At 71.6% G+C, this 22,415-nt stretch carries 22 protein-coding genes; 9 read left to right on the top strand and 13 right to left on the bottom strand.

Annotated features, from left to right (window positions below; translation table 11 throughout):
• Positions 1 to 2 precede the first annotated feature (2 nt).
• Together ilvN and ACM9LD_RS02300 are read right to left on the bottom strand one after the other, a co-directional pair.
• Complete coding sequence (ilvN, locus tag ACM9LD_RS02305) at positions 3 to 506, bottom strand: acetolactate synthase small subunit (RefSeq protein ID WP_013127475.1); 504 nt, start codon at positions 504 to 506, stop codon at positions 3 to 5.
• The gene (locus tag ACM9LD_RS02300) at positions 503 to 2,455 is read right to left on the bottom strand and encodes an acetolactate synthase large subunit (protein WP_415675177.1); all 1,953 of its coding nucleotides are present in this window, start codon (positions 2,453 to 2,455) and stop codon (positions 503 to 505) included. Before ACM9LD_RS02300 ends, ilvN begins: the two co-directional genes overlap by 4 nt.
• 304 nt (positions 2,456 to 2,759) lie before the next feature.
• Between ACM9LD_RS02300 and ACM9LD_RS02295 the strand changes: the two genes are divergently transcribed.
• Together ACM9LD_RS02295 and ilvD are read left to right on the top strand one after the other, a co-directional pair.
• Positions 2,760 to 3,275, top strand: a complete 516-nt coding sequence (locus ACM9LD_RS02295; protein ID WP_415675176.1) for a PH domain-containing protein — start codon at positions 2,760 to 2,762, stop codon at positions 3,273 to 3,275.
• An 85-nt stretch (positions 3,276 to 3,360) separates the two neighbouring features.
• On the top strand, positions 3,361 to 5,202 hold the full coding sequence (gene ilvD / locus ACM9LD_RS02290) for a dihydroxy-acid dehydratase (RefSeq protein WP_415675175.1): 1,842 nt from the start codon (positions 3,361 to 3,363) through the stop codon (positions 5,200 to 5,202).
• A gap of 68 nt (positions 5,203 to 5,270) precedes the next feature.
• On the opposite strand, the gene ACM9LD_RS02285 is transcribed toward ilvD, so the two are convergent.
• Complete coding sequence (locus ACM9LD_RS02285; RefSeq protein ID WP_415675174.1) at positions 5,271 to 6,425, bottom strand: DoxX family protein; 1,155 nt, start codon at positions 6,423 to 6,425, stop codon at positions 5,271 to 5,273.
• A gap of 77 nt (positions 6,426 to 6,502) precedes the next feature.
• On the opposite strand from ACM9LD_RS02285, the gene ACM9LD_RS02280 reads away from it, so the two are divergent.
• Positions 6,503 to 7,624 (top strand): PQQ-dependent sugar dehydrogenase, encoded by a 1,122-nt coding sequence (locus tag ACM9LD_RS02280; RefSeq protein ID WP_415675173.1) that lies wholly within the window; start codon positions 6,503 to 6,505, stop codon positions 7,622 to 7,624.
• 87 nt (positions 7,625 to 7,711) lie between these two features.
• A complete protein-coding gene (locus ACM9LD_RS02275) occupies positions 7,712 to 8,914 on the top strand; it encodes a GGDEF domain-containing protein (protein WP_415675172.1) in 1,203 nt (400 codons plus the stop codon).
• On the opposite strand, the gene gatB is transcribed toward ACM9LD_RS02275, so the two are convergent.
• The 5 genes from gatB to ACM9LD_RS02250 form a co-directional block, all read right to left on the bottom strand.
• Entirely contained in the window at positions 8,891 to 10,402 is a 1,512-nt protein-coding gene (gatB, locus tag ACM9LD_RS02270) for an Asp-tRNA(Asn)/Glu-tRNA(Gln) amidotransferase subunit GatB (RefSeq protein WP_415675171.1), read from the bottom strand. The two genes, ACM9LD_RS02275 and gatB, sit on opposite strands and share 24 nt — an antisense overlap.
• A 23-nt stretch (positions 10,403 to 10,425) precedes the next feature.
• Positions 10,426 to 11,664, bottom strand: coding sequence for a hypothetical protein (locus ACM9LD_RS02265; RefSeq protein WP_415675170.1), 1,239 nt, complete (start codon positions 11,662 to 11,664; stop codon positions 10,426 to 10,428).
• Positions 11,665 to 11,734: 70 nt separating this feature from the next.
• Positions 11,735 to 12,766 (bottom strand): ATP-dependent 6-phosphofructokinase, encoded by a 1,032-nt coding sequence (locus ACM9LD_RS02260; protein ID WP_415675235.1) that lies wholly within the window; start codon positions 12,764 to 12,766, stop codon positions 11,735 to 11,737.
• Positions 12,767 to 12,825: 59 nt separating this feature from the next.
• Positions 12,826 to 13,482: a response regulator gene (locus ACM9LD_RS02255; RefSeq protein ID WP_224652092.1), complete on the bottom strand. Its 657-nt coding sequence runs from the start codon at positions 13,480 to 13,482 to the stop codon at positions 12,826 to 12,828.
• 9 nt (positions 13,483 to 13,491) lie between these two features.
• Positions 13,492 to 14,766 carry a sensor histidine kinase gene (locus ACM9LD_RS02250; RefSeq protein ID WP_415675169.1) on the bottom strand — a complete coding sequence of 425 codons (1,275 nt, stop codon included), beginning with the start codon at positions 14,764 to 14,766 and terminating at the stop codon, positions 13,492 to 13,494.
• A gap of 112 nt (positions 14,767 to 14,878) precedes the next feature.
• Between ACM9LD_RS02250 and ACM9LD_RS02245 the strand changes: the two genes are divergently transcribed.
• From ACM9LD_RS02245 to ACM9LD_RS02230, 4 genes are all read left to right on the top strand, one after another.
• On the top strand, positions 14,879 to 15,442 hold the full coding sequence (locus ACM9LD_RS02245; protein ID WP_415675168.1) for a hypothetical protein: 564 nt from the start codon (positions 14,879 to 14,881) through the stop codon (positions 15,440 to 15,442).
• A complete protein-coding gene (locus ACM9LD_RS02240) occupies positions 15,439 to 16,635 on the top strand; it encodes an alpha/beta-hydrolase family protein (protein WP_415675167.1) in 1,197 nt (398 codons plus the stop codon). The genes ACM9LD_RS02245 and ACM9LD_RS02240 overlap by 4 nt, the downstream gene beginning before the upstream one ends.
• 35 nt (positions 16,636 to 16,670) lie before the next feature.
• On the top strand, positions 16,671 to 17,150 hold the full coding sequence (locus tag ACM9LD_RS02235; RefSeq protein ID WP_415675166.1) for an RrF2 family transcriptional regulator: 480 nt from the start codon (positions 16,671 to 16,673) through the stop codon (positions 17,148 to 17,150).
• Positions 17,151 to 17,228: 78 nt separating this feature from the next.
• Positions 17,229 to 17,660 carry a carboxymuconolactone decarboxylase family protein gene (locus tag ACM9LD_RS02230; RefSeq protein ID WP_259142622.1) on the top strand — a complete coding sequence of 144 codons (432 nt, stop codon included), beginning with the start codon at positions 17,229 to 17,231 and terminating at the stop codon, positions 17,658 to 17,660.
• A 24-nt stretch (positions 17,661 to 17,684) separates the two neighbouring features.
• Here ACM9LD_RS02230 and gatA read toward each other — a convergent pair whose 3' ends face one another.
• Genes gatA through ACM9LD_RS02215 form a run of 3 tightly spaced genes read right to left on the bottom strand, consistent with a single transcriptional unit; the run spans position 17,685 to position 20,397 of the window.
• Entirely contained in the window at positions 17,685 to 19,181 is a 1,497-nt protein-coding gene (gene gatA, locus ACM9LD_RS02225) for an Asp-tRNA(Asn)/Glu-tRNA(Gln) amidotransferase subunit GatA (RefSeq protein WP_415675165.1), read from the bottom strand.
• A complete protein-coding gene (gene gatC, locus ACM9LD_RS02220; RefSeq protein WP_259142618.1) occupies positions 19,178 to 19,474 on the bottom strand; it encodes an Asp-tRNA(Asn)/Glu-tRNA(Gln) amidotransferase subunit GatC in 297 nt (98 codons plus the stop codon). Before gatC ends, gatA begins: the two co-directional genes overlap by 4 nt.
• Positions 19,475 to 19,518: 44 nt before the next feature.
• Positions 19,519 to 20,397 carry a zinc-binding dehydrogenase gene (locus ACM9LD_RS02215; protein WP_415675164.1) on the bottom strand — a complete coding sequence of 293 codons (879 nt, stop codon included), beginning with the start codon at positions 20,395 to 20,397 and terminating at the stop codon, positions 19,519 to 19,521.
• A gap of 118 nt (positions 20,398 to 20,515) precedes the next feature.
• Between ACM9LD_RS02215 and ACM9LD_RS02210 the strand changes: the two genes are divergently transcribed.
• Entirely contained in the window at positions 20,516 to 20,932 is a 417-nt protein-coding gene (locus ACM9LD_RS02210; RefSeq protein ID WP_415675163.1) for a winged helix-turn-helix transcriptional regulator, read from the top strand.
• Here ACM9LD_RS02210 and ACM9LD_RS02205 read toward each other — a convergent pair.
• Positions 20,896 to 21,450, bottom strand: a complete 555-nt coding sequence (locus ACM9LD_RS02205) for a dihydrofolate reductase family protein (RefSeq protein ID WP_415675162.1) — start codon at positions 21,448 to 21,450, stop codon at positions 20,896 to 20,898. The genes ACM9LD_RS02210 and ACM9LD_RS02205 overlap by 37 nt on opposite strands.
• Positions 21,447 to 22,376 (bottom strand): helix-turn-helix domain-containing protein, encoded by a 930-nt coding sequence (locus tag ACM9LD_RS02200; protein ID WP_415675161.1) that lies wholly within the window; start codon positions 22,374 to 22,376, stop codon positions 21,447 to 21,449. Before ACM9LD_RS02200 ends, ACM9LD_RS02205 begins: the two co-directional genes overlap by 4 nt.
• Positions 22,377 to 22,415 lie beyond the last annotated feature (39 nt).

The following is a 22,415-nucleotide window of genomic DNA, read 5'->3' as shown; positions in this document are numbered from 1 at the left end:
AGTTAGCGGGTCGCGGTGATCGACTTCGGACCGCGTCCCAGCGCGATGACGCCGGACTGCGCGATCTCGCGGATCCCGAAGGGATCCAGGACGGCCAGCAGCGCGTCGAGCTTGTCCGGCGTGCCGGTGGCCTCGATGGTCACCGAGTCGGGCGAGACGTCCACGATCTTGGCACGGAACAGGTCGACGGTGTCGGTGACCTGGCCCCGCGAGGTGGCATCCGCGCGCACCTTGATGAGCATGAGCTCGCGTGCCACGGAGGTCGTCGAATCCTGTTCGACGATCTTGAGCACGGAGACCAGCTTGTTCAGCTGCTTGGTGACCTGCTCGAGGGGCAGCTCGTCGACCGTGACCACGATCGTCATGCGACTGACGCCCTTGAGCTCGGTGCCGCCCACCGCGAGCGACTCGATGTTGAAGCCGCGGCGGGAGAACAGCGACGAGACGCGGGCGAGCACGCCCGGACGGTCCTCGACCAGGACGCTCAGCGTATGCGTGGTGCTCACTTCTGCTCCTCCGAACGCTCCATCGCGGCGTGGATGACGGCCGGCTCGTCGGCCGCCTCGTCCTCGTCGAACAGCGGACGGATGTCCCGCGCCGCCATGATCTCGTCGTTACTGGTGCCGGCGGCGACCATCGGCCACACCTGGGCGTCGGCGCCCACGATGAAGTCGATGACCACCGGGCGGTCGTTGATCTCCCGCGCCTGCGCGATGATCGCGTCGACGTCCTCCGCACGCTCGCATCGGAAGGACACGCAGCCCATCGCCTCGCCGAGCTTGACGAAGTCCGGGATCCGCATCGAGTGCGTGGACAGGTCGGTGCTGGAGTAGCGCTGCTCGTAGAAGAGGGTCTGCCACTGGCGCACCATGCCGAGGTTGCCGTTGTTGATGACGGCGACCTTGATCGGCGCGCCCTCGATGGCGGCGGTGGCGAGCTCCTGATTGGTCATCTGGAAGCAGCCGTCACCGTCGATCGCCCAGACCTCCTTCTCGGGCGCGCCCATCTTGGCGCCGAGGGCCGCGGGAACCGCGTAGCCCATCGTGCCGAGACCGCCCGAGTTCAGCCAGGTGCGCGGCTTCTCGTACTTGACGAACTGCGCGGCCCACATCTGGTGCTGGCCGACGCCCGCGCAGTAGATCGCGTCCGGGCCCGCGGCGATGCCGAGGCGCTCGATCACGTACTCCGGGCTCAGCGCGCCGTCGGACGGGGTGTTGTAGGCCAGCGGGTAGGTCGCGCGGATGCCGTCCAGGTACTCCCACCAGGCGGTGAGGTCCGGGGCGGCGATGGTGGCGCGGTCCTCGGAGATCGCGGCGATGAGCTCGGCGATGACCTCCTTGCAGTCGCCCACGATCGGGACGTCCGCGAACCGGTTCTTGCCGATCTCCGCCGGATCGATGTCGGCGTGGATGACCTTCGCGTCGGGCGCGAAGGAGTCCAGCTTGCCGGTCACGCGGTCGTCGAACCGCGCGCCCAGCGTCACGAGCAGGTCGGAGCGCTGCAGCGCGGCCACGGCGCCGACGGTGCCGTGCATGCCGGGCATGCCCATGTGCTGCTGGTGGCTGTCGGGGAAGACCCCGCGCGCCATCAGGGTCGTGACGACGGGGATGCCGGTCAGCTCGGCCAGCTTGAGCAGTTCCTCCGAGGCCTCGGCCTTGAGCACGCCGCCGCCGACGTACAGCACGGGCGACTTCGCCGCGGCGATCAGGCGCGCGGCCTCGCGGATCTGCTTGCCGTGCGGCTTGGTGACGGGGCGGTAGCCGGGCAGGTCGATCTGCGGCGGCCACGAGAAGACGGTGTCCTCCTGCAGCACGTCCTTGGGGATGTCGACGAGCACGGCGCCCGGGCGACCGCTCTGGGCCAGGTAGAAGGCCTCGGCGATGACACGCGGGATGTCGGCCGCGTCGTAGACGAGGAAGTTGTGCTTGGTCACGGGCATCGTGATGCCCGAGATGTCGGCCTCCTGGAACGCGTCGGTGCCGATCAGCGGGCGGCCGACCTGGCCGGTGATGGCCACGATCGGGACCGAGTCCATCTGCGCGTCGGCCAGGGGCGTGACCAGGTTGGTCGCGCCGGGACCGGAGGTCGCCATGCACACGCCGACCTTGCCGGTGGCCTGGGCGTAGCCGGTGGCGGCGTGGCCGGCACCCTGCTCGTGCCGCACCAGGACGTGGCGCACCTTCTTGGAGTCGAGGAGCGGGTCGTAGACCGGAAGGATGCAACCGCCGGGAATGCCGAAGACCGTGTCCACACCGATCTCCTCGAGCGAGCGGACCACCGACTGCGCGCCGGTGACCCGCTCGGGGGCCACGACGCGGGCGCCCTCGAGGGTGCTGTGCGCGACGTCGGCGACGTGCTGCTTCGATGCGGCGGAATGCGGGCCGGGGATGCCGGCGCCGGGCTTGCGGGCCCCGGGCTTCTGCCCCGGGTGGGGCCGGGCTGTAGGTGCGCTCACGACGTGACCTTCTCGTGCTCTAGCGGTGCTCTACTCAATGGACATATCGGCGTGCGTACGTCGTCCGAAGACTATCCGGGCAACAAAAAACCCCCGTCAGCGGTAGCTGAGCGAGGGTAGCGCGTCGATGCTGGTGCGAAACGGTGATAACCGGTTCAGGCGTTGACGCGCCGACCGATTACGAGAAGCTGGTTGCTGTGTTTCACACCAGTGAAACTAGGCCCCGGTGTGCATTCGCGTCAAACCAGTGAGCACCGCCGTCTCACAGAATGGGATTCTGCTGCCGCGTGCGACAATGCGTGTTATGAGCGAGAGCCCTGCGAAGCAGCCGAGCACGACGGGCACGACCCGCACCGTGACCACCGACCACACGTCGGACACCGCCGTGCCGATCAGCTCCGGCGACCGCGTCGTCTTCAAGCACCCCCGCATCGCGCTCCTCGGCGTCGCCCTGTTCGCGGTGTGCCTCGCCCCCATCGTCGGCCCGTGGACCGTGGGCCGATCCATCGACGGCAGCGCCGCCGGCACCGGCGCCGCGATCCTCGGCTGGCTGCTGCTGATCGTCCCGATCCTGCTCGCCCTGTGGGTCCTGCGCGTGCGCACCGTCATCGGACCCGACGGTGTGCGGTCCGTGCGGGTCTTCAGCGCCACCACGATCGGCTGGGACGATCTGGCAGGCATTAGAATCGGACGCAACGGTGCGGTGTACGCAGTCCGCACCGACGGTTCCGAGGTGCGACTACCCGCCGTCACCATCAGCCAGCTCCCCCGCGTCGCGGTCGCCTCCGGCGGCCGGATCCCCGACGTCACAGCGGAATAAATCCCGCCGAACAGGCCTTCTCCTGTTCACGGGGAGCGCGTCTCCTCCACCAGCCCGCACGATACGAATCCGAGGCGAGAAGCACATGCCACCGCTCCGCTCACGCACCACCACCGTCGGCCGCAACGCCGCAGGCGCCCGCTCGCTCTGGCGCGCCACCGGCCTCACCGACAGCGATTTCGGCAAGCCGATCGTGGCCATCGCGAACTCCTACACGCAGTTCGTGCCGGGCCACGTGCACCTCAAGGACATGGGCGAGATCGTGGCCGAGTCCGTGCGCGCCGCGGGCGGCGTGGCTCGCGAGTTCCACACCATCGCGGTGGACGACGGCATCGCCATGGGCCACGGCGGCATGCTCTACAGCCTGCCCAGCCGCGAGATCATCGCCGACTCCGTCGAGTACATGGCGAACGCCCACACCGCCGACGCGCTGGTGTGCATCTCCAACTGCGACAAGATCACGCCCGGCATGCTCAACGCGGCGATGCGCCTGAACATCCCCACCGTGTTCGTCTCCGGCGGTCCGATGGAGGCCGGCAAGGCGGTCATCGTCGACGGCATCGCCAAGGCCCCGACCGACCTCATCACCGCGATCTCGGCGTCCGCGAACGACGCCATCGACGAGGCCGGCCTCAGCGAGGTCGAGCGCTCCGCGTGCCCCACCTGCGGCTCCTGTTCCGGCATGTTCACCGCCAACTCGATGAACTGCCTCACCGAGGCCCTGGGCCTCGCGCTGCCGGGCAACGGCTCGACCCTGGCCACCCACGCCGCGCGCCGCGCACTGTTCGAGCGCGCCGGCTCCGTCGTGGTCGAGGCCGCCAAGCGGTACTACCGCGACGGTGACGAGTCGGTGCTCCCCCGCAACGTCGCGACCCCCGCCGCGTTCCGCAACGCGATGGCGCTGGACGTCGCCATGGGCGGCTCCACCAACACCGTGCTGCACACCCTGGCCGCCGCCCAGGAGGGCGAGGTCGACTTCGATCTGTCGACCATCGACGCGATCAGCCGCAAGGTGCCCTGCCTGTCCAAGGTGTCGCCGAACAGCGATTACCACATGGAGGACGTGCACCGCGCCGGCGGTATCCCCGCCATCCTGGGCGAGCTGCGCCGCGCCGGCCTGCTCGAGACCGATGTGCACACCGTGCACGAGCCGTCCTTCGACAAGTGGCTCGACGACTGGGACATCCGCTCCGGCAAGGCCACCGACGAGGCGCTCCAGCTGTTCCACGCGGCGCCCGGCGGCGTCCGCACCACGCAGCCCTTCTCCACCAAGAACGAGTGGGAGAGCCTGGACACCGATCAGGCGGGCGGCTGCATCCGCGACGTCGAGCACGCGTACACCGTCGAGGGCGGACTCTGCGTGCTGCGCGGCAACATCGCCGTCGACGGCGCGATCCTCAAGACCGCCGGCATCGACGAGGACCTGTTCACCTTCGAGGGACCGGCCGTGGTGGTCGAGTCCCAGGAGGAGGCCGTCTCGAAGATCCTGGGCAAGGAGATCAAGGCCGGCGACGTGGTCGTCGTCCGCTACGAGGGTCCCAAGGGCGGCCCCGGTATGCAGGAGATGCTGCACCCCACCTCCTTCCTCAAGGGGCGGGGCCTGGGCAAGGTCTGCGCGCTGATCACGGACGGCCGCTTCTCGGGCGGCACGTCGGGCCTGTCCATCGGTCACATCTCCCCCGAGGCGGCCGCCGGCGGCGTCATCGGCCTGGTCGAGGACGGCGACCGGATCCGCATCGACGTGCACACGCGTGCCCTCGAACTCCTCGTCGACGACGAGGAGCTGGAGCGCCGCCGCGCGAAGATGGACGCCTCGGAGCGCCCGTGGCAGCCCAAGGACCGGCAGCGCACCGTGACCACGGCGCTGCGCGCCTACGCCGCTCTCGCCACCTCGGCCGACAAGGGCGCGGTCCGGTACGTGCCGTAGGAGGCACCGTCGAACAACGAACGCCCGGCACTCCCTCACGGGAGGCCGGGCGTTCGTCGTGTCTGCAGCTACTGCTTGACCAGCGGGTTCGCGCCGTTGAGCAGGATCCACACCGTGATCGCGGCGGCGACCGCGATGATCAGCCACACGACGGAGCCGATGTGCGGGCGCCGCGCCCAGCCCCGGTTGAAGTCCAGCGAGAGCTTGCCCGGACCGGTGAGGATGATCGCCACCGACGCGAACAGGAGCAGGAGCTCGAACTCGACACCCTTGTCCTGGGCGAAGAAGACGAAGCCGTTGCCCGCGGTGGTCAGCTTGAACAGGGTGGCGGAGAGCATGACGCCCACCGCGCCCGCGGCGGCGATCGGGGTGAGCAGGCCGAGGATCAGCATCGCGCCGCCGCCCAGCTCGACGACGCCGGTCGCGATGGCGATGATCTTGGTGAAGCGCTCGAAGCCGAGCGACGGGTCGTTGCCGTTCTGCAGGTAGGCAGCGAACCCGTCGATGCCGGGACCGCCCCAGATCCCGAACAGCTTCTGGATGCCGTGCGCGACCAGGATCGCGCCGACGGCGACGCGCAGCACGAGCAGTCCGAGGTCGGTGGTGCCGCGGCGCGCGGCCTTGCGCGCCTCCTCCAGCTCCGCGGGGACGTCGGTGACCGGCTTGCCGAACCGGCGGCCGGGCGGCGGTGCGATCTCCTCGGTGGCCGCGGCCTCGAGCGGGATGCCCTCGGCCTCCGCGCGGGCCTGCGCGGCGCGCTCGCGGCCCCGTCGGCGGTTGTAGCGCTTGCCGAACTCGTCGCGCTCGTCGCTCGAGAGGTCGGCGCGCTCCGTCGCCGCGTCCGGAGAGGTCCCGGACGTGGAGATCGCCGCGGTGGCCGCGTTCGCGGCGGCGATCGCGGCCGCGAGGTCGCTGGTGTCCGGCACGGAGGTGGTGGGCTGGTCGCTGCCCGGCGGTTCCGACGCCGCCGCAGCGGGCGCACTCGCCGCGGGGGCCGGGGCCTCCGCGGGCTCGGAGGCGGGCGCGGTTCCCGCCGGCTCGTCGCGGTAGCGCGGCAGCACCGGCCCGATGCCCGTGTCCGAATCGTCGTGGGGGTCCAGGATGAACCCTCCGGTGGGGTGCCGCTCCCCGAACCGGGGCAGCTCGCCCGTCGGCCGGAAGTCGAATGGGGATTCGCCCGCACCCTCGCTGGTCGCGTTCTCGGTTCCGTCCTTGTCACTCACGGAAACCACCCTAGAGTGCGAACGCGCCGCGGGCCGGGAGCGAACCGCGTCCGTAGCCCGATCGGTAGGGTGGCGGCATGAGTGTGGGGACCCGGCGCGCGCGTTCCGGCGCGCGGCGCGCCGTCGTGGTCGCGACGGCCGCGACCCTGCTGGCGGGGTGCGCCGACTTCTCCGGGAGCGAGGCCGCGCCGTTCACCGGTCCGCCCACGGGCCAGGTCACCACGACCAAGCCCACCGGCCCCGCCCGGCCGAGCGCGGCACCCAAGGCCCCGGGCCCCTGCATCGACCAGGACGCCAACGTGCTCGCCACGTGCCTCACCGAACCCACCGACCTGATCACCACCGGCGACTTCGAGCACGCGTACGTCGCGGAGCGCGGCGGCTCGATCATGTACACCACCACGGACCTGCCGAACCGCGAGGTCGTGCGACTCGGCGTGGACGCCTCCGGCGACGGTGGTCTCACGGCGATCGCTCTGTCCCCGTCGTACGACCAGGACCGGCTGTTCTACGCGTACGTGAGCACCCCCACCGACAACCGCGTGGTCCGGGTGACGCCGGGCGACGACCCGAAGGTGATCCTCGCCGGCATCCCCAAGGGCCCCACGGGCAACGCCGGCTCGCTGCTGTTCTCCGGCCGCGACCTCATCGTCGCCACCGGCAACGCGGGCGATGCGAACGCCGCGCGCGACCCGGGCTCGCTCGCCGGGAAGGTACTTCTGCTGCCCTCCCCCGGCACCGTCTCGCCGGTCCGCCCCAAGGTCCTGGCCACCGACGGCGGCGTCCGACAGTCGCTGTGCGGCGCCCCCGGCGGACCGCTGTTCATCGCCGACCAGGGACTCACCCAGGACCGCGTCCGAGTCCTCACCCCGAATGCGCCGGCGTCCGTGGTGTGGAGCTGGCCCGATCGTCCGGGCCTCGCCGGCTGCGCCGTGGTTCCCGGCGGCGTCTTCGTCAGCGAGTCGCGCACCGGCAAGGTCGAAATGCTCAAGCTCCCCGAGGGATCGACCACCGCCGACGGCGAACCGATCCAGGTCCTGGACCGCGCGAAGTACGGCGTGTTCGGGCGCCTCGCGATCGGCCCGAAGGACGCGCCGCAGGGCGTGACGACCAACAAGCCGCAGCCGCAGGCCCCGACCGACGACCGGGTCGTGCTCATCCCGATGCCGAACGGCGAGTCGACCGCCACCGACGACTGAGTTCCCTGAGCACCGCGAACGTCCGGTAACGAAAACCCCGGTTCCGCGATCACCCCTTCGGTATCGGTCGGTCGGTAGGAGCACTGGGTGAAGACATCGCCTCGCGGAGGGAGCACAGCTGTCGCCGCACGGAATCTGGCCTGGTGGGTCTCGCACGTCCGGGAGACGTGGTGGCGCGGCGGCCCCGACTACGACGAGCGGATCGACTACTTCACCAGCCGCAGCCTGCTGAGGGGCTTCCGCGTGGTCGTCAGCGCGTGCGCGGCGCTGCTCGGGTCCATCTCCGCAGCACTTGTGCTCAACGATCAGGTGCGGGAGTTCGCGGTCGGCCGCGTGACCCCCTCCGCGGTCCTGGTCGCCGGCGCCGCCCTGGGGCTGTTCTGGGCGGTCCGGTGGCAGCTCGGCGCGGTACCGAGCGAGCGCGCCGCGCTCGTCTTCGTGCTCACGTCGACGGTCTCGATCGCGGCGGTGTCCTGGACCGATGCCGAGATCATGGCGGGAGCGGCCGGGCTCAGTGCCATCGTCCTCGTCGCCGTGTTCACGGCGTTCATGCTCTCGCCCGGGCACTTCGTCGCCCATTCCGTCGTGTCCGGCGCGGCGATCGCGCTGTTCGTGCCGCCGATAGTCACCGAGTACGGCTGGGTGATGGCTGTGATCAAGGCCGTGATGCTCGCGGTCGTGACCATCGGAGTTCCGGCGTGTGTGCAGATCGGCATCGCCTTCCTGTCGCAGGATGCCGCAGATTCGGACACCGACCCGCTGACGGGTGCACTCAACCGGCGGGGCTTCGACCGCGCGAGCCTGCGGCGCGTCGTCGACCACGGGGTGGGGCGCGGCCCGGTCCCCGTCACGGTCATGTTGATCGACGTGGACGACTTCAAGGCGGTCAACGACGAGCTCGGTCACGATTCCGGCGACGCCGTCCTCGTGCGCGTCGCCGGCGTCCTTCGCACGGTGTCCGACGGTGCGGTCGTCGCCCGGATCGGCGGCGACGAGTTCGCCGTCGCCGTGGTGGGCGGGACCGCCTCCGATCAGCTCGCGACGGCCGAGCACGTCCGCCGCGCGATCGACGCGATCCCCGTCACCGGGGGCACCGTCGTGACCGCGAGCATCGGGATTGCGGCCGCGACGGTGGCGGTCCACGACCGCACCGCGGTCGACGTGCTGCTCGCCGAGGCGGACGAGGCGATGTACAGGGCGAAGCGCGCGGTCGATCGCGACGTCGTGATCAGCGACGTCGAGCCGGTACGCCGAACCGATCCGACGTCACTCGCAGGCGGCGAGGACTAGCTCTCGGACGCGGGCGGCGTCGGCCTGGCCGCGCGTGGCCTTCATGACGTCGCCGACGATCTTGCCCGCGGCCTGGACCTTGCCGGCCTTGATCTTGTCGACGATGTCGGGGTTGGCGGCGAGTGCCTCATCGACGGCCTTCTGCAGCGCGCCGTCGTCGCGGACCACCTCGAGCCCGCGGGAGGCGACGACCTCGTCTGGCTCGCCCTCGCCGTCGAGCACGCCGACGATGACCTGCTGCGCCAGCTTGCTGGTGAGCTTGCCCTCGTCGACGAGGGCGATCACGCGCGCCACCTGGGCGGGCGAGATCGCCAGCGCCTCCAGCTCGACGTCGCGGGTGTTGGCCTGCTGGGGCAGGAAGCTGCCCCACCACGACCGCGCTGCGTCGGGGGTGGCGCCGGCGTCGACGGTCGCGATGATCTTGTCGATGGCGCCGAGGTTGACCAGGTCGCGCATGACCTCGTCGGACAGGCCCCAGTCGGACTGGATCCGGGCGCGACGCAGCCACGGCAGCTCGGGGATCGTCGCCCGCAGCTCCTCGACGAGCTCCGCGGGCGGCGCGACGGGGCCGAGGTCCGGGTCCGGGAAGTACCGGTAGTCGTCGGCGGTCTCCTTGGGCCGGCCGGCTGTGGTCGTCCCGTCGCCCTCCTGGAAGTGCCGGGTCTCGAGGACGACGGTGCCGCCCGCGTCGAGCACCGCGGCCTGGCGCCGCATCTCGTAGCGCACGGCGACTTCGACCGACCGCAGCGAGTTGACGTTCTTGGTCTCGGTGCGGGTGCCGAACTCCGTGGCGCCGATCGGCTTGAGCGAGACGTTCGAATCGCAGCGCATGGAGCCCTGGTCCATGCGGACGTCGGAGACGTCGAGGGAGGCGAGCAGGTCGCGCAGCGCGGTGACGTAGGCCCGCGCGATCTCGGGTGCGCGCTCCCCCGCGCCCTCGATGGGACGGGAGACGATCTCGACCAGCGGCACGCCCGCGCGGTTGAAGTCGAGCAGCGAGTGCGAGGCGCCGTGGATGCGGCCCGTCGCGGAGCCCACGTGCGTGGACTTGCCGGTGTCCTCCTCCATGTGCGCGCGCTCGATCTCCACGCGCCACGTGGTGCCGTCCTCCAGCGGGACGTCGAGGTAGCCGTCGTAGGCGATCGGGTCCTCGTACTGGCTGATCTGGTAGTTCTTCGGCTGGTCCGGGTAGAAGTAGTTCTTCCGCGCGAACACCGAGCTCGGCCGGATGGAGCAGTTCAGAGCCAGGCCGATGCGGATGGCCGAGCGCACCGCCTCGCGGTTGGCGACGGGCAGCGCGCCCGGCATGCCGAGGCACGTGGGGCACACCTGGGTGTTCGGCTCCGCGCCGAACTCGGTGCGGCAGCCGCAGAACATCTTGGTGGCCGTGCCGAGCTCGACGTGGACCTCCATGCCCATGACGGGCTCGTAGCGGGCGACGACGTCCGCGTACTCGGGAAGGTCGATATCGGCAAGCTCGGCACTCATGCCCCCAGCCTAATGGGCGCCGGTCAGCGGACCGAGACGGCCACCGCGTCGGCGGTCACCGTGATCGTGCCCGAGACGTAGCCCGCGTCGGATCCCGTGATCGGCGCGCCGTCGCGCCCGGTCGCGGTGAACGTCCACGGGCGGCTGTCGCGGAAGGACACCTGCCCGTCGCGGACGGTGTCGCCGAGGTCGATGTCCTGGACGTTCGGCGCGGTCCAGGTGTACGTGCCGTTCTCGCCGGAGAAGTCGGACTGCGGGCAGCCGGACGGGTACCGGTCCTTCGAGGCGGCGCATGCGGAGTACTTCGCCGCGATCTGCTCGCGCGCGGAGGTCTTGGCGGCATCGCTCAGGCCGAAGGCGATGCTGAACGTACTGCCCACGCTGTAGCGCGACAGGCCGTCGACCGGGGCCTGCCCCTTGTTGTCGCCGACGCTGATCTTCTCCTGCTGCGGCACCAGGTTCTTGTTGGCGGAGCCGAGGTCCAGCGCACCGGGGAAGACGTACACGACGCCCGAGGCGGGCAGCGGCTTGCCGAGAATGGTGACGTTCTTCTTGTCCGAGTCGTACGACGAGTAGGGCTTGAGTTGGACCGCCGCGGTCTGCAGCTTCCACTCGTCGCCGACCTTCTCGAGGTTGAGGTTCTCGTCGTAGGACACCGCACCGATGGTCACCGTCAGGTGCACCGAGCCCATGAAGCCGTCGGTCTCGCTGACGATCTTCACGTCCTTGATGGGCGCCAGTTCGCGCTGCTTGCGCAGCACGTCGTCGGTGAGCAGCTCGGTGGAGGCCGGCGCCTCCTTGCCGTAGCTCAGCGCCCTCTTGGCGTCGCCCGCCTGCAGGGCGGCGAAGTAGGCCTTGACGGTGCCGCCGGGCGAGCCGGTGTCACCACCGCCGCCGACGCTCTTGGCGATGGCGATCCCGGCGATCAACACGATCACCAGGACGATGGCGCCGCCGCCGATGAGCGCGGGGATCAACCAGGCCGGGCGCGGCTTCTTCGGCGCACCGGGCCCGCCGGGCGCTCCGGGCGCTCCGGGCGCGGGTGGGAACGGGGGAACACCACCCTGCTGGCCGGGGGCGGGGAAGCCCTGCGCCACCGGGTACTGGGGGTACGACGGTGCGCCGCCCTGCTGCGGGTACGACGGCGCGCCGCCGATCGGGGTCTCGGGCTGCCAGGTGGGGCGCAGCTGGGTCTGCTCGTTCGGATTCGACGGATCCTGGCCCGGGTAGCCGCCCGGGTTCGAGGGAGGATTCGGATTCATGCCAGGAATCATGGATGACGCTTCTTAAGGCTCGCTTCAGGGGCGCCAATCCGCGGATCGGCTCGCCGGTTCAGCCGAAGAAGGTCGCGGCGTCGTCGTAGCGCTCCCGCGGGACGCGCTTGAGCTGCTTGACCGCCTCGGCGAGCGGAACTAAGCCGATCTGAGACCCGCGCAACGAGACCATCTGCCCGAAGTCCCCCGCGTGGGCGGCATCGGCGGCGTTGACGCCGAACCGGGTGGCGAGCACCCGGTCGGCGGGCGTCGGCGTGCCGCCGCGCTGGACGTGCCCGAGGACGGTGGTGCGGACCTCCTTGTTGATCCGTTTCTCGATCTCGACACCCAACTGGTGGGCGACGCCGGTGAAGCGCTCGTGACCGAACTCGTCGGTACCGCCGAGGCGCAGTTCCATGGTGCCTTCGGCGGGTTTGGCGCCCTCGGCGACGACGACGATGAAGCTCGAGTGCCCGCGCTGGAAGCGGCGTTTGATCATGGCGCACACCTCCTCGACGTCGAACGGCACCTCCGGGATGAGCACCATGTGCGCGCCGGACGCCAACCCGGAGTTCAGGGCGATCCAGCCCGCGTGCCGGCCCATCACCTCCACCAGCATCACCCGCTGATGCGACTCTGCGGTCGAGTGCAGGCGGTCGATCGCGTCCGTCGCGATGGTCAGCGCGGTGTCGAAGCCGAAGGTCACGTCGGTGCAGTCGATGTCGTTGTCGATGGTCTTCGGCACCCCGACGACGGGGACGCCTTCGTCGGCGAGCCAGGAGGCGGCCGTGAGGGTGCCCTCGCCGCCGATGGGGATGAGGACGTCGATGCCGTTGTCGTCGAGGGTGGCCTTGATGCGGTCCAGGCCGGCTTTGAGGACGTCGGGGTGGGTGCGGGCGGTGCCCAGCATGGTGCCGCCCTTGGTGAGGAGGCGGTCGTTGCGGTCGTCGTTGGACAGCTGGATCCGACGGTCCTCCAGGAGGCCGCGCCAGCCGTCCTGGAACCCGACGACGGCGGAGCCGTAGCGGGAGTCGCTGGTGCGGACCACCGCGCGGATCACCGCGTTCAGGCCCGGGCAGTCACCACCACCGGTCAACACTCCGATGCGCAGGCTCATGGCATCGATCTTGCCGCGTCGCGCCCAACCTGTCATGACATCTCACGAGGAGTTCACCCGGGCGTGACGACGCCCGTCTCGTAGGCGTAGACCACGGCCTGCGCGCGGTCGCGCAGGCCGAGCTTCTGCAGGACCTTACTGACGTGCGTCTTCACGGTCTGGTCGGAGACGAACAGGGCCGCCGCGATCTCGGCGTTGGAGCGCCCGGCGGCGACCGCCTCGAGCACCTCGCGCTCGCGGGGCGTGAGCGTCGCGAGCTCGGGCGGCGCGGTGCGGCGGTGCGCCCGGGCCGCGGTGACCTCGGCGATCATCCGTCGCGTGACCGACGGGGCCAGCAGCGACTGCCCCTCGTGCACCACCCGGACGGCGCGGACCAGTTCCTCCGCCGGCGCGTCCTTGAGCATGAAGCCCGACGCCCCGACGCGCAGCGCCTCGTAGACGTAGTCATCGATGTCGAACGTGGTGAGCATGAGCACCCGGACGCCGTCGTGGCGGCGCAGGATCTCGGCGGCGGCCTGCAGCCCGTTCATCTCGGGCATCCGGACGTCCATGAGCACCACGTCGGGCAGCAGCCGCGCGACCTCCGCCACGGCGGCCTTCCCGTCGGGGGCGTCCCCGATCACGGAAATGTCCGGCTGCGCGCCCAGCAGGGCACCGAAGCCCTGCCGGACCATGGCCTGATCGTCGGCGATGAACACGGTGATGGGCACGGACCCAGCCTAGGCCGTGGCACCGTCGGGGCGGGCCGGGAGCGACGCGCGGACCGCGAAGCCCCCGCCCGCCGTCGGCGTCGCGGACAGCGAGCCGCCGACGGTGCGCGCCCGCTCGGCCATTCCGGGGATGCCCTGCCCCAAGCCCGGTCCCCCGAGATCGGCGTCGGAGGTGCGAGGGCCGTTCTCGATGCTCAGGTTCAGCGTCCCGGCATCGAGGGTGAGCGCGACGGTGATCGCGGCGCCCTGCGCGTGCCGGGTGGCGTTCGCGATGGACTCCTGCACGATCCGGTACGCGACGAGCGCGGTGCTCTCCCCGATCGCCGACGGGTCCGGCAGCGGCAGGTAGTCGACCACGACCCCCGCCGCGCGGGCACCGTCGATGAGCTCGTCGACGCCCCCGAGGCCGGGCGCCGGGGCGAGCTCGGCCGAGGCGTCGTCGAGCCGCAGCACGCCGAGCAGAGCACGCACCTCGTTGAGTGCCTCGCGGGCGGAGACGGCGATCCCGTCGAACTCGGCGCGGGCGCGCTCGGAGACGTCGGGCACGCGGTACTGCGCGGTCTGGGCCTGCACCACCACGAGCGACATCCGGTGCGCGACGATGTCGTGCAGGTCGCGGGCGATACGGGTGCGCTCCTCGAGGATGGCGCGGCGGCCGCGCTCGAGCTCGCTGACCTCGGTCTGCTCCTCGAGGCGGTTGCGGGACTGCAGCGCCAGCCGCAGCAGCAGGATGATCACGAGCGAGACCAGGATCCCCGCCACCCAGCCACCGCCCGTGCCGTCCTGGGCGTTGAGCCAGAACAACATCGACGAGGCCGCGGCGATGGCGATGGCGTCGAGCGGCGAGCACTTGAGGAAGGCGATCCAGCTGGTGATCAGCATCGCCATGATCAGCGAGACCTGCCAGTTCCACTGCCAGTCCTGTTTCGCGTCGAACCACAGCAGCGGGAAGATCGCGGCCGTCGCGGCGACGATCCCCCACGCGGCGCGCGGGTGCGCCCAGGCGATGGCGATGGGCAGCACGGACAGGCCGCTGAAGATCGGCAGCAGCGCCGCCGGCACGGCGAACTGTTCGTTCAGTGTGGGCCACGCGACCGCCCACATGATGAGCGCCAGCAGCAGGAACAGCCAGTTGATCTTCCGGGACAGGAAGATCCCGAGCGGCGTGGCGTGCAGCGCGCCGTCGGGGGCCTTGATGTGCAGCGCGCTCTGCTGATCCAGGTACCGGCCGGCGCGCACCGTGGCGCGTCCGAGCCGCTCGATCCTCTTCGTGGTCGTCCTCATGGAGAGCAACGCTAGGGGCACCGCGCGCTCGACGTCCTCATACTTCCGGGTGATATCGAACCCCTCGCGCAGCCGATCCGGGCACCGGTCCCGGATTCCTAGCGTCGCTCTCATGAACCGCCGCATGCTCGCCGCCGCAGCCGTCCTCGCCGTCCCCCTCTCGTTCGGGATCTCGCTCCCCACCGCCGCGGGCGACACCGCCGAGCGCGAGGATTCCGCGACCGCCGTCGCCGTCCGCGCGATCACCGATCCCGCGCAGAGTCCCGCCGACCAAGTACGCACCGTGCCCCGCACGCTGGGGTACGCGGCGGCCGCAGGGCCGGGATACGCGGTGAACCCGCACGGCGACTGCTCGTCGGTGGTCCGCCTGCCGGCCGACTTCGACGCGCCGTGCAAGGGGCACGACCTGGGCTACGACCTGCTGCGGCACGCCGACGCCGCCGGGCGCCCGCTGGGCGGCTGGGCACGGCACCGCATCGACGACACCTTCGCCGATCGGCTCGCCGCCGCCTGCGCCGCGCGCCCCGTCGCCCAGCGCCGCCACTGCACCGAGGTCGCCGGGCTGACGGTGATGGCGGTGCGCGCCAACACCTGGCGCCAGCACGACGGTCCGCCGCGCGCCGAATCCGTGCGCGAGGTCGTCACCAGCTGGCTCACGGCCGGGGACCGGCTGTGATCGCGCCGCCGCGGATCCGAGGCGGGGCGCTCACGGGCTACGCGATCGGGGTGGCGTGCGCACTGTTCCCGAACCAGTTGCCGCGCACCGTCGTCGTGCAGATCGTGGTGTGCCTGGTGTTCGGCGCGATCGGGGCGTTGGTCGGGTGGGCGGTCGTCCGCCGGCGTGCGGTGTCCGACGGTGGCGGCCGCGTCGCGCTGTACCTCGGGGCGGCGGCGCTGGTCGGATGGGTGCTGTGGCAGAACCACCTCAGGGCTGCCGCCGGCGCGGATCCCGTGGGGCCGATGGCCTTCTCCGTGCTCGCGGTCGCGGTGGCGGCCGCGCCGTTGGCGGTCGCGACGCTGTGGCCCGTCCGGGCGCGGGCCGCCGCGGGAGCCCTTGCGGCGGTCGCGGTCGTCGCCGGGATCGCCTGGCCCGCGACCGCGACGTCCGCGGAGACCGCGTCGTACGCCGAGCGTTTCGTGGGGATCGAGTCGTCGTCGCAGGGGGTACGGGCGTACGCCTCGCTCGCCGACGGCGCCTCCCCCGCCGCCCGGGCCGCGGTGGCGGTGGACCGGCTCATCGCCGCGGGCGGCCTTGCTCGCCGGGCCGTGGTGATCGCGGTGCCGACCGGGTCCGGCTGGGTGGACCCGCATTTCGTGCGCGGCGTCGAGGAGGCGCTGCACGGGGACAGCGCGATCCTGGCGGTGCAGTACACGGAGATGCCGAGCTGGCAGTCGTTCGTCCTGCATCGCGACGCCGCCGCGGCGAGCACGGCGGCCCTGATCGACGAGCTGCACCGGCGGGCACCGTCGACCCCGGTCCGCGTGTACGGGCAGAGCCTGGGCACGGTGGGCGTCCTCGCCGCGCAGCGGCGGGCGGCGGAGCTCCACGTTCCGATCGCCGCGACGCTGCAGGTCGGCACCCCGGCCGGCGTCGCGGTGACCGGCCCCGCGCAGCTCAACGCCTCCGATCCGGTCGGGATCTGGTCGTCGCGCCTCCTCGTCGCGCCGCCGGCGCGGGCGGCGTCCGGGTCCGGTCGCGCCACACCGCGGCCGCCGTGGCTGCCGGTCCTCTCATTCGTCCAGGCCACCGTCGACCTGCTGGGCGCCACCGCCCCGCCGCCCGGGCTGGGACACCGCTACGACGAGCGGCAGGGCTCGGAGCTGGTCGCGGACCTCGTCGCGCGGGAGGGCTTGCCCGCCGCGACTTAACCGGATATCTTGTGTCCAGGTTAAGGGGGGCAGGCATGCGGATGAGCGAGGGCGTCGAGTGGGCGGCACACGCGTGCGTGCTGCTGCACTGGCTCGACGAGGGTGGCATCACCCCCGTCTCCGCCTCGCGACTCGCCGAGTCCTACGACCTGCCCGCCGCCTACCTCGGCAAGCAACTGCAGGCCCTGGCGCGCAACGGGATCACCGAATCCCTCCCCGGCCGTCGGGGCGGGATCCGGCTGGCCCGCCCCGCGTCCGAGATCACCCTGATGGACGTCGTCGCGGCCATCGAGGGAGGAACAGCGGCCTTCGCCTGCACCGAGATCCGACAACGCGGCATGAACGAGGGCAAGCCGCGCAACGAGTTCGCGCAGCCGTGCGGCATCGCCCACGCCATGCGCGGCGCGGAGCTGGCGTGGCGGCGCGAGCTGGCAGCCACCTCCATCGCCGACCTGTCGGCCGCGACGCCGCGGCGGGTCGCCGACGCCGCCCGGCGCCACTTCGGCGGCGCCTGAAGCCCCCTTCGCAACCGCCCAGAGACCCCAGGCCCAAAACCTGGACATTCAATATCCGTTTATTGGAAGGAATCCACCATGAGCCGCACCCCCGGAGCCACGTCGTCGCCCGAGACCTACAAGGCGCTGGTCGCGCTGGACGGACGGCTGGCGAAGTCGCTCGGCAAGGTCCTGTACGACATCGTCAAGCTGCGCGCCTCGCAGATCAACGGCTGCGCCTACTGCGTCGACATGCACGCGAGCGACCTCGAGCGGCTGGGCACGCCCACCCGCACCATCTACGGCGTCGCCGCGTGGGAGGAGAGCCCCTTCTTCGACGAGACGCAGCGCGTCGCACTGGCCTTCGTCGAGCGGCTCACCGGCGGCATCGACGCGGTCGACGACGCCCTGTGGGACGAGGCCGGCCGCCTCCTCGGCGAGGAGCGCCGCACCGACCTGCTCGTCGCCGTCGGCACCATCAACACGTGGAACATGCTGGGCGTCACCACCCACCTCCACCCGGCCGCGTAGTCGGCCGGGCGGGTCGGAGCACCGTCAGGCGACGGGGCCGCGGGCGGCCTCGTACGCGGCGCCGACCTTGTACAGCCGGTCGTCCGCCTGCGCGGGCGCCAGGATCTGCAGGCCGACGGGCAGGCCGTCGTCGCTGGACAGTCCCGACGGCACCGACATCCCGCAGTGGCCGGCCAGGTTCGTCGGCAGCGTGAACAGGTCGAACAGGTACATCGCGAGCGGATCGCCGACCTTCTCCCCCAGCTTGAACGCCGTGGTGGGGGTGGTCGGCGAGACGATGACGTCGACCTGCTCGTACGCCTTGGCGAAGTCCGCGGCGAGCAGGGTGCGGACCTTCTGCGCGCTGCCGTAGTAGGCGTCGTAGTAGCCGGAGCTCAGCGCGTAGGTGCCGATCATGATGCGCCGCTTGACCTCCGGGCCGAATCCGGCCTCGCGAGTGAGCGCCATGACCTCCTCGGCGGAGTGCGTGCCGTCGTCGCCCGACCGGAGGCCGTAGCGCATCGCGTCGAACCGAGCGAGGTTCGAGGAGACCTCCGACGGGAGGATCAGGTAGTAGGCGGCCAGCGAGTACTGCAGCGTCGGCAGCGAGACCTCGACGGTCTCCGCACCCAGGTCCCGCAGCTGCTGCACGGCCTTCTCGAAGGACGCCTGGACGCCGGCCTCGGTGCCGTCGGCGCCGAACTCCTTCACCAGGCCCACCCGGACGCCCTTGAGGTCGCCGGAGGCGCCGGCGCGGGCGGCGGCCACGACATCGGGCACCGGGGCGTCGAGCGAGGTCGAGTCGCGCGGGTCGTGCCCGGCGATCACCTCGTGCAGGAGTGCGGTGTCGAGGACGGTGCGCGCGCACGGCCCGCCCTGGTCCAGCGACGACGCGCAGGCCACGAGGCCGTAGCGACTGACGGCGCCGTAGGTCGGGCGCACGCCGACGGTGGCAGTCAGCGAGGCGGGCTGGCGGATGGAGCCGCCCGTGTCCGTGCCGATCGCGAGCGGTGCCTCGTGGGAGGCGAGCGCCGCGGCGCTGCCGCCGCCGGAGCCGCCCGGGGTGCGGTCGGCGGCCCATGGGTTGCGGGTCACGCCGTAGGCCGAGTTCTCCGTCGACGAGCCCATGGCGAACTCGTCCATGTTGGTCTTGCCGAGGATCGGGATGCCGGCGGCGCGCAGCTTCGCGGTGACGGTGGCGTCGTACGGCGCGGTCCAACCCTCGAGGATCTTGGAACCGCACGTGGTCGGCGCATCGGTCGTGGTGAAGACGTCCTTGAGCGCCAGCGGCACGCCGGCCAGCGCGGACGCGGGCTGCTCGCCGCGGGCCCGGGCCTCGTCGACGGCGCGCGCGGCCGCAAGGGCCTCCTCGCCGGAGACGTGGAGGAAGGCACCGAGGTCACCGTCGACCTCGGCGATCCGGTCCAGGTGCGCCTGGGTGACCTCGACGGAACTCAGGTCGCCGGAGTGGATCTTCGCGGCCAGGTCGGCTGCGGTGGCGCCGGTGATCTCGTTCGATGCTCGCAGATCGGTCACGGTCACTCCTCCCCCAGGATGCGCGGCACGGCGAAGCGGTCGCCCTCGCGGTTCGGGGCGCCCGAGAGCGCCTCCTCCGGCGTCAGGCTGCCCGACGGTGCGTCGGCGCGGTTCACGTTGATGTTGCCGACCGGCAGGGTGAGCGGCGCGACGTCGGCGTCGCCGACCTCGGTCACCACCTTGACGTGCTCGAGGATCGAATCGAGCTGCGTGGCGAAGACGTCGAGCTCTTCGTCGGTGACGGCGAGGCGCGACAGGCGCGCCAGATGGGCGACCTCGTCCCGGGAGATGGCAGACATGCCCTCGATCCTATGCGGCGCACCCGGGCGCCCGCACACGGCGGTCATGGCACCGTGATGACCACCTTGCCCCGGGCACCGCGCGTCGCCGCCGCGGTCAGCGCCTCGTCGAAGCGCGCCAGCGGCACGGTCGTGCGCACGCGGGGCACCAGGACTCCTCGCGCGACGAGGTCGAAGAGGGACGCCAGGCGGGCCCCGTCGGCGCGCACCGATACGGCGACGGAACGGATCCGGTCGGTCCGGGGCTCGGCCCCGGGGAGCACGCCGACGTACGCGCCGCCGTCGCGGACCGCCGCAGCGACCGGCACTCCGAGCGCCGCGGTGTCCAGTGCCGCGTCGTACTCGCCGGTGAGGTCGGTGATCGCCACAGCACCGAGGGCGCGTGTGCCCTCGGCATCGGCGGGTCGCGCGAGGCCGGTGACCGTCCACCCGGCGCGCGCGGCGAGGACGACCGCGACTCCGCCCACCGCGCCCGCGGCGCCGGTGATCAGCAGTTCTCCCCCGGGCTCGCCGGCGAGGTCGAGGGCCTGGGCCGCGGTCAGCGCCGCCAGCGGCAGCGCCGCCGCGTCGACGGTGCCGATCCCTTCCGGGATCACCGCCACGTCGGCCGCCGGCAGCGCGACGTACTCCGCGAAGGTGGCGACCGTCGGGTCGGCGACGAGGGCGGCGACGCGGGTGCCGGGCGCGAGTGCGACGCCGTCCGCCACGGCGACGACCTCGCCCGCGAGGTCCCAGCCGAGGCCGAGCACGGCGTCGGGGCCGATCCAGCCGGCGTCGCGCGGGCCACCGACGGCGGTGAAGCCGTCGACCGGGTTGACCGCCGCCGCCCCGATCCGGACGAGCACCTCGCCCGGCCGCGGCGTGGGAACGGGGAGCTCGACGAGCGTGGGAGCGCCGCCCGGGACGACAGTGACTGCCTGCATGATGGGTTCCTTCCGTCGATCGCCCCGCGGTTCGGGGCGTTGCTTCATCACCATCGCAGCGCTACTCTCCAATGGGAAGTACATACCCGAGAGTGCGTAACGAACGCGGAGGATCACCATGCCGACCACGACGGCCGCCCAGCGACGCGAGATCGAGCGACTGGAGTACGACGCCTTCCTCGCGCAGTGCCCCAGCCGGCAACTGCTGGACCAGCTGTCGTCGAAGTGGGTCACCCTCCTGCTGTGCGCGCTCCACGAACGCCCGCAGCGGTACTCGGAGCTGTCGCGCGAGGTGGCGGGCGTGAGCCAGAAGATGCTCACCCAGACCCTGCGCACCCTGGAGCGCGACGGCCTCATCTCCCGCGACGTCGAGGCCACGGTCCCCGTCACGGTCACGTACACGATCACCGAGCTGGGCGAGTCGCTCTTCGTCGTCGTCCAGCACCTCAAGCGGTGGGCCGAGAGCAACATGCCCGCGGTGCACCGGGCCCGCGCCGACTACGACTCGGCGGACCGTGCCCCGACCACGCGGTAACGGCCGCAGAGAAAGGCCTTGTTGCGCGCCCACTCGACGAGCTCGAAGTCGAAGGCGCGCGGGAAGAGTGGCCGCCCGGACCCGACCGTAGCGGGCGCGTAGCTGATCATCACCTCGTCGAGCATGCCCGCCTCGGCGAACTGCGCCGCCAGGTCGCCGCCGCCGACCACCCACACGCCCTTCTCCCCCGCCGCCGCCTCGATCGTCGCGCGGAGCTCGGACGGCGTGCCCGCCACGAAGCGCACACCCGGATGGATGGGCTCCAGGTCCCGGTGGGTGAACACGAACACCGCGTAATCGCCGTAGTACCAGGGTTCGTCGCCGGCCTCGACCCGATCGACCACCCACTGGTAGGTGGTGTAGCCCATCACGATCGCGCCGACGCCGTTCATGTACTCCTCGATGTTCATCGGCCCGCCGTCGTCGATCGGCTGGCTGAGAAGCCAGTCCAGGCTGTCGTTCTCATCGGCGAGGAAGCCGTCCAGAGTGGACGCGGTGTAGTACGAGTAGGCGGTCATGATGCTCCTCCGGTGATGCGTCGGTGCCAGATGATGGGGTCGGGATCCAGTTCGGGGGCGTCGAGGGCGACGCCGGCGTCGACGAGCATCCAGCGCGCCAGCAGCCGTCGATGCGCGGAGAAGGTCAGCTCGTGCGCGACGATCTGCGAGAGCAGGAAGGACTCAGGCGGGTCGCACAGCGCGTCGATCACGCGATCGCCCCACGCGCCGCGCCGTTCGATGTCGCGGATCATCCCCAGCCACCGCGGCGAGATCTGTTCGTGGTGCCCGCGAAGGACGTCGGGGTCGGCGTCGGGATCGCGCTGGGGCTCGGAATCGCCCGCGACGGTTGCCAACCACGGCTCGGTGCTGTGCACGAGGTGCCACATCACCTGGGCGAGAGACTCGTCGGGGCCATCCCAGTGTCGCGGGGTCGATCCGGGGAGCCGGACCTTCCGGTACTCCTCGGCCGGCAGCCCCGCGACCACCTTCAGGAGCGCACCGATGTCGGCCGCGTCGTGCTGCACCTGCAGCGCCAGCACGTCCCCCGTCGACTCCTCGTGCCCGTCCTCGACGTACAGCACCGTCGGCGAGTGGAAGTGCAGGCCGTTCGGCGACGGCAGCCAGTGCCCGACGGAAGCCGGGAGCTGCGACGGCGAGTGACCGTAGGCGCGGGCGAAGGCCCGGATGAACCCCTCGACGGAGTCGTACCCCGCGGCGAAGGCGGCGTCGGTCACCGTCGACCCGCGCTGCAACTGCCACGCGGCGCGCTCGAGCAGCACCCGGCGACGGAGCGCGACAGGCGATTCGCCCGCGCCGGCGCGGACCTGCCGGGCGAAGTGATGCAGAGAGCTGTGCGCTCCCGCGGCCATGGCGTCGAGGCTGTCGTGCGGGTCGGCGAGGACCGCCTCGAGGAGTCGACGCAGCGGATCGGCGGGTTCGGACATGAGAACCAGTATCGACCGCCGGAACCCGTCGCCGCTTGA

The organism is Tsukamurella hominis (assembly GCF_965137015.1).
GTDB classification, from domain to species: Bacteria; Actinomycetota; Actinomycetes; order Mycobacteriales; family Mycobacteriaceae; genus Tsukamurella; species Tsukamurella hominis.
The sequence above is the reverse complement of the archived record's forward strand: the minus strand, read 5'-3'. Positions and strand labels throughout refer to the sequence as shown.

Coding starts and splice junctions, on each gene's coding strand:
- ACM9LD_RS02215 (WP_415675164.1), bottom strand. CDS start 20,397: ATGCAGGCAGTCACTGTCGTCCCGGGCGGCGCTCCCACGCTCGTCGAG.
- ACM9LD_RS02295 (WP_415675176.1), top strand. CDS start 2,760: ATGAGCGAGAGCCCTGCGAAGCAGCCGAGCACGACGGGCACGACCCGC.
- ACM9LD_RS02200 (WP_415675161.1), bottom strand. CDS start 22,376: ATGTCCGAACCCGCCGATCCGCTGCGTCGACTCCTCGAGGCGGTCCTC.
- ilvD (WP_415675175.1), top strand. CDS start 3,361: ATGCCACCGCTCCGCTCACGCACCACCACCGTCGGCCGCAACGCCGCA.
- ACM9LD_RS02245 (WP_415675168.1), top strand. CDS start 14,879: ATGAACCGCCGCATGCTCGCCGCCGCAGCCGTCCTCGCCGTCCCCCTC.
- ACM9LD_RS02280 (WP_415675173.1), top strand. CDS start 6,503: ATGAGTGTGGGGACCCGGCGCGCGCGTTCCGGCGCGCGGCGCGCCGTC.
- ACM9LD_RS02230 (WP_259142622.1), top strand. CDS start 17,229: ATGAGCCGCACCCCCGGAGCCACGTCGTCGCCCGAGACCTACAAGGCG.
- ACM9LD_RS02210 (WP_415675163.1), top strand. CDS start 20,516: ATGCCGACCACGACGGCCGCCCAGCGACGCGAGATCGAGCGACTGGAG.
- gatB (WP_415675171.1), bottom strand. CDS start 10,402: ATGAGTGCCGAGCTTGCCGATATCGACCTTCCCGAGTACGCGGACGTC.
- ACM9LD_RS02205 (WP_415675162.1), bottom strand. CDS start 21,450: ATGACCGCCTACTCGTACTACACCGCGTCCACTCTGGACGGCTTCCTC.
- gatC (WP_259142618.1), bottom strand. CDS start 19,474: ATGTCTGCCATCTCCCGGGACGAGGTCGCCCATCTGGCGCGCCTGTCG.
- ACM9LD_RS02265 (WP_415675170.1), bottom strand. CDS start 11,664: ATGAATCCGAATCCTCCCTCGAACCCGGGCGGCTACCCGGGCCAGGAT.
- ACM9LD_RS02235 (WP_415675166.1), top strand. CDS start 16,671: ATGCGGATGAGCGAGGGCGTCGAGTGGGCGGCACACGCGTGCGTGCTG.
- ACM9LD_RS02250 (WP_415675169.1), bottom strand. CDS start 14,766: ATGAGGACGACCACGAAGAGGATCGAGCGGCTCGGACGCGCCACGGTG.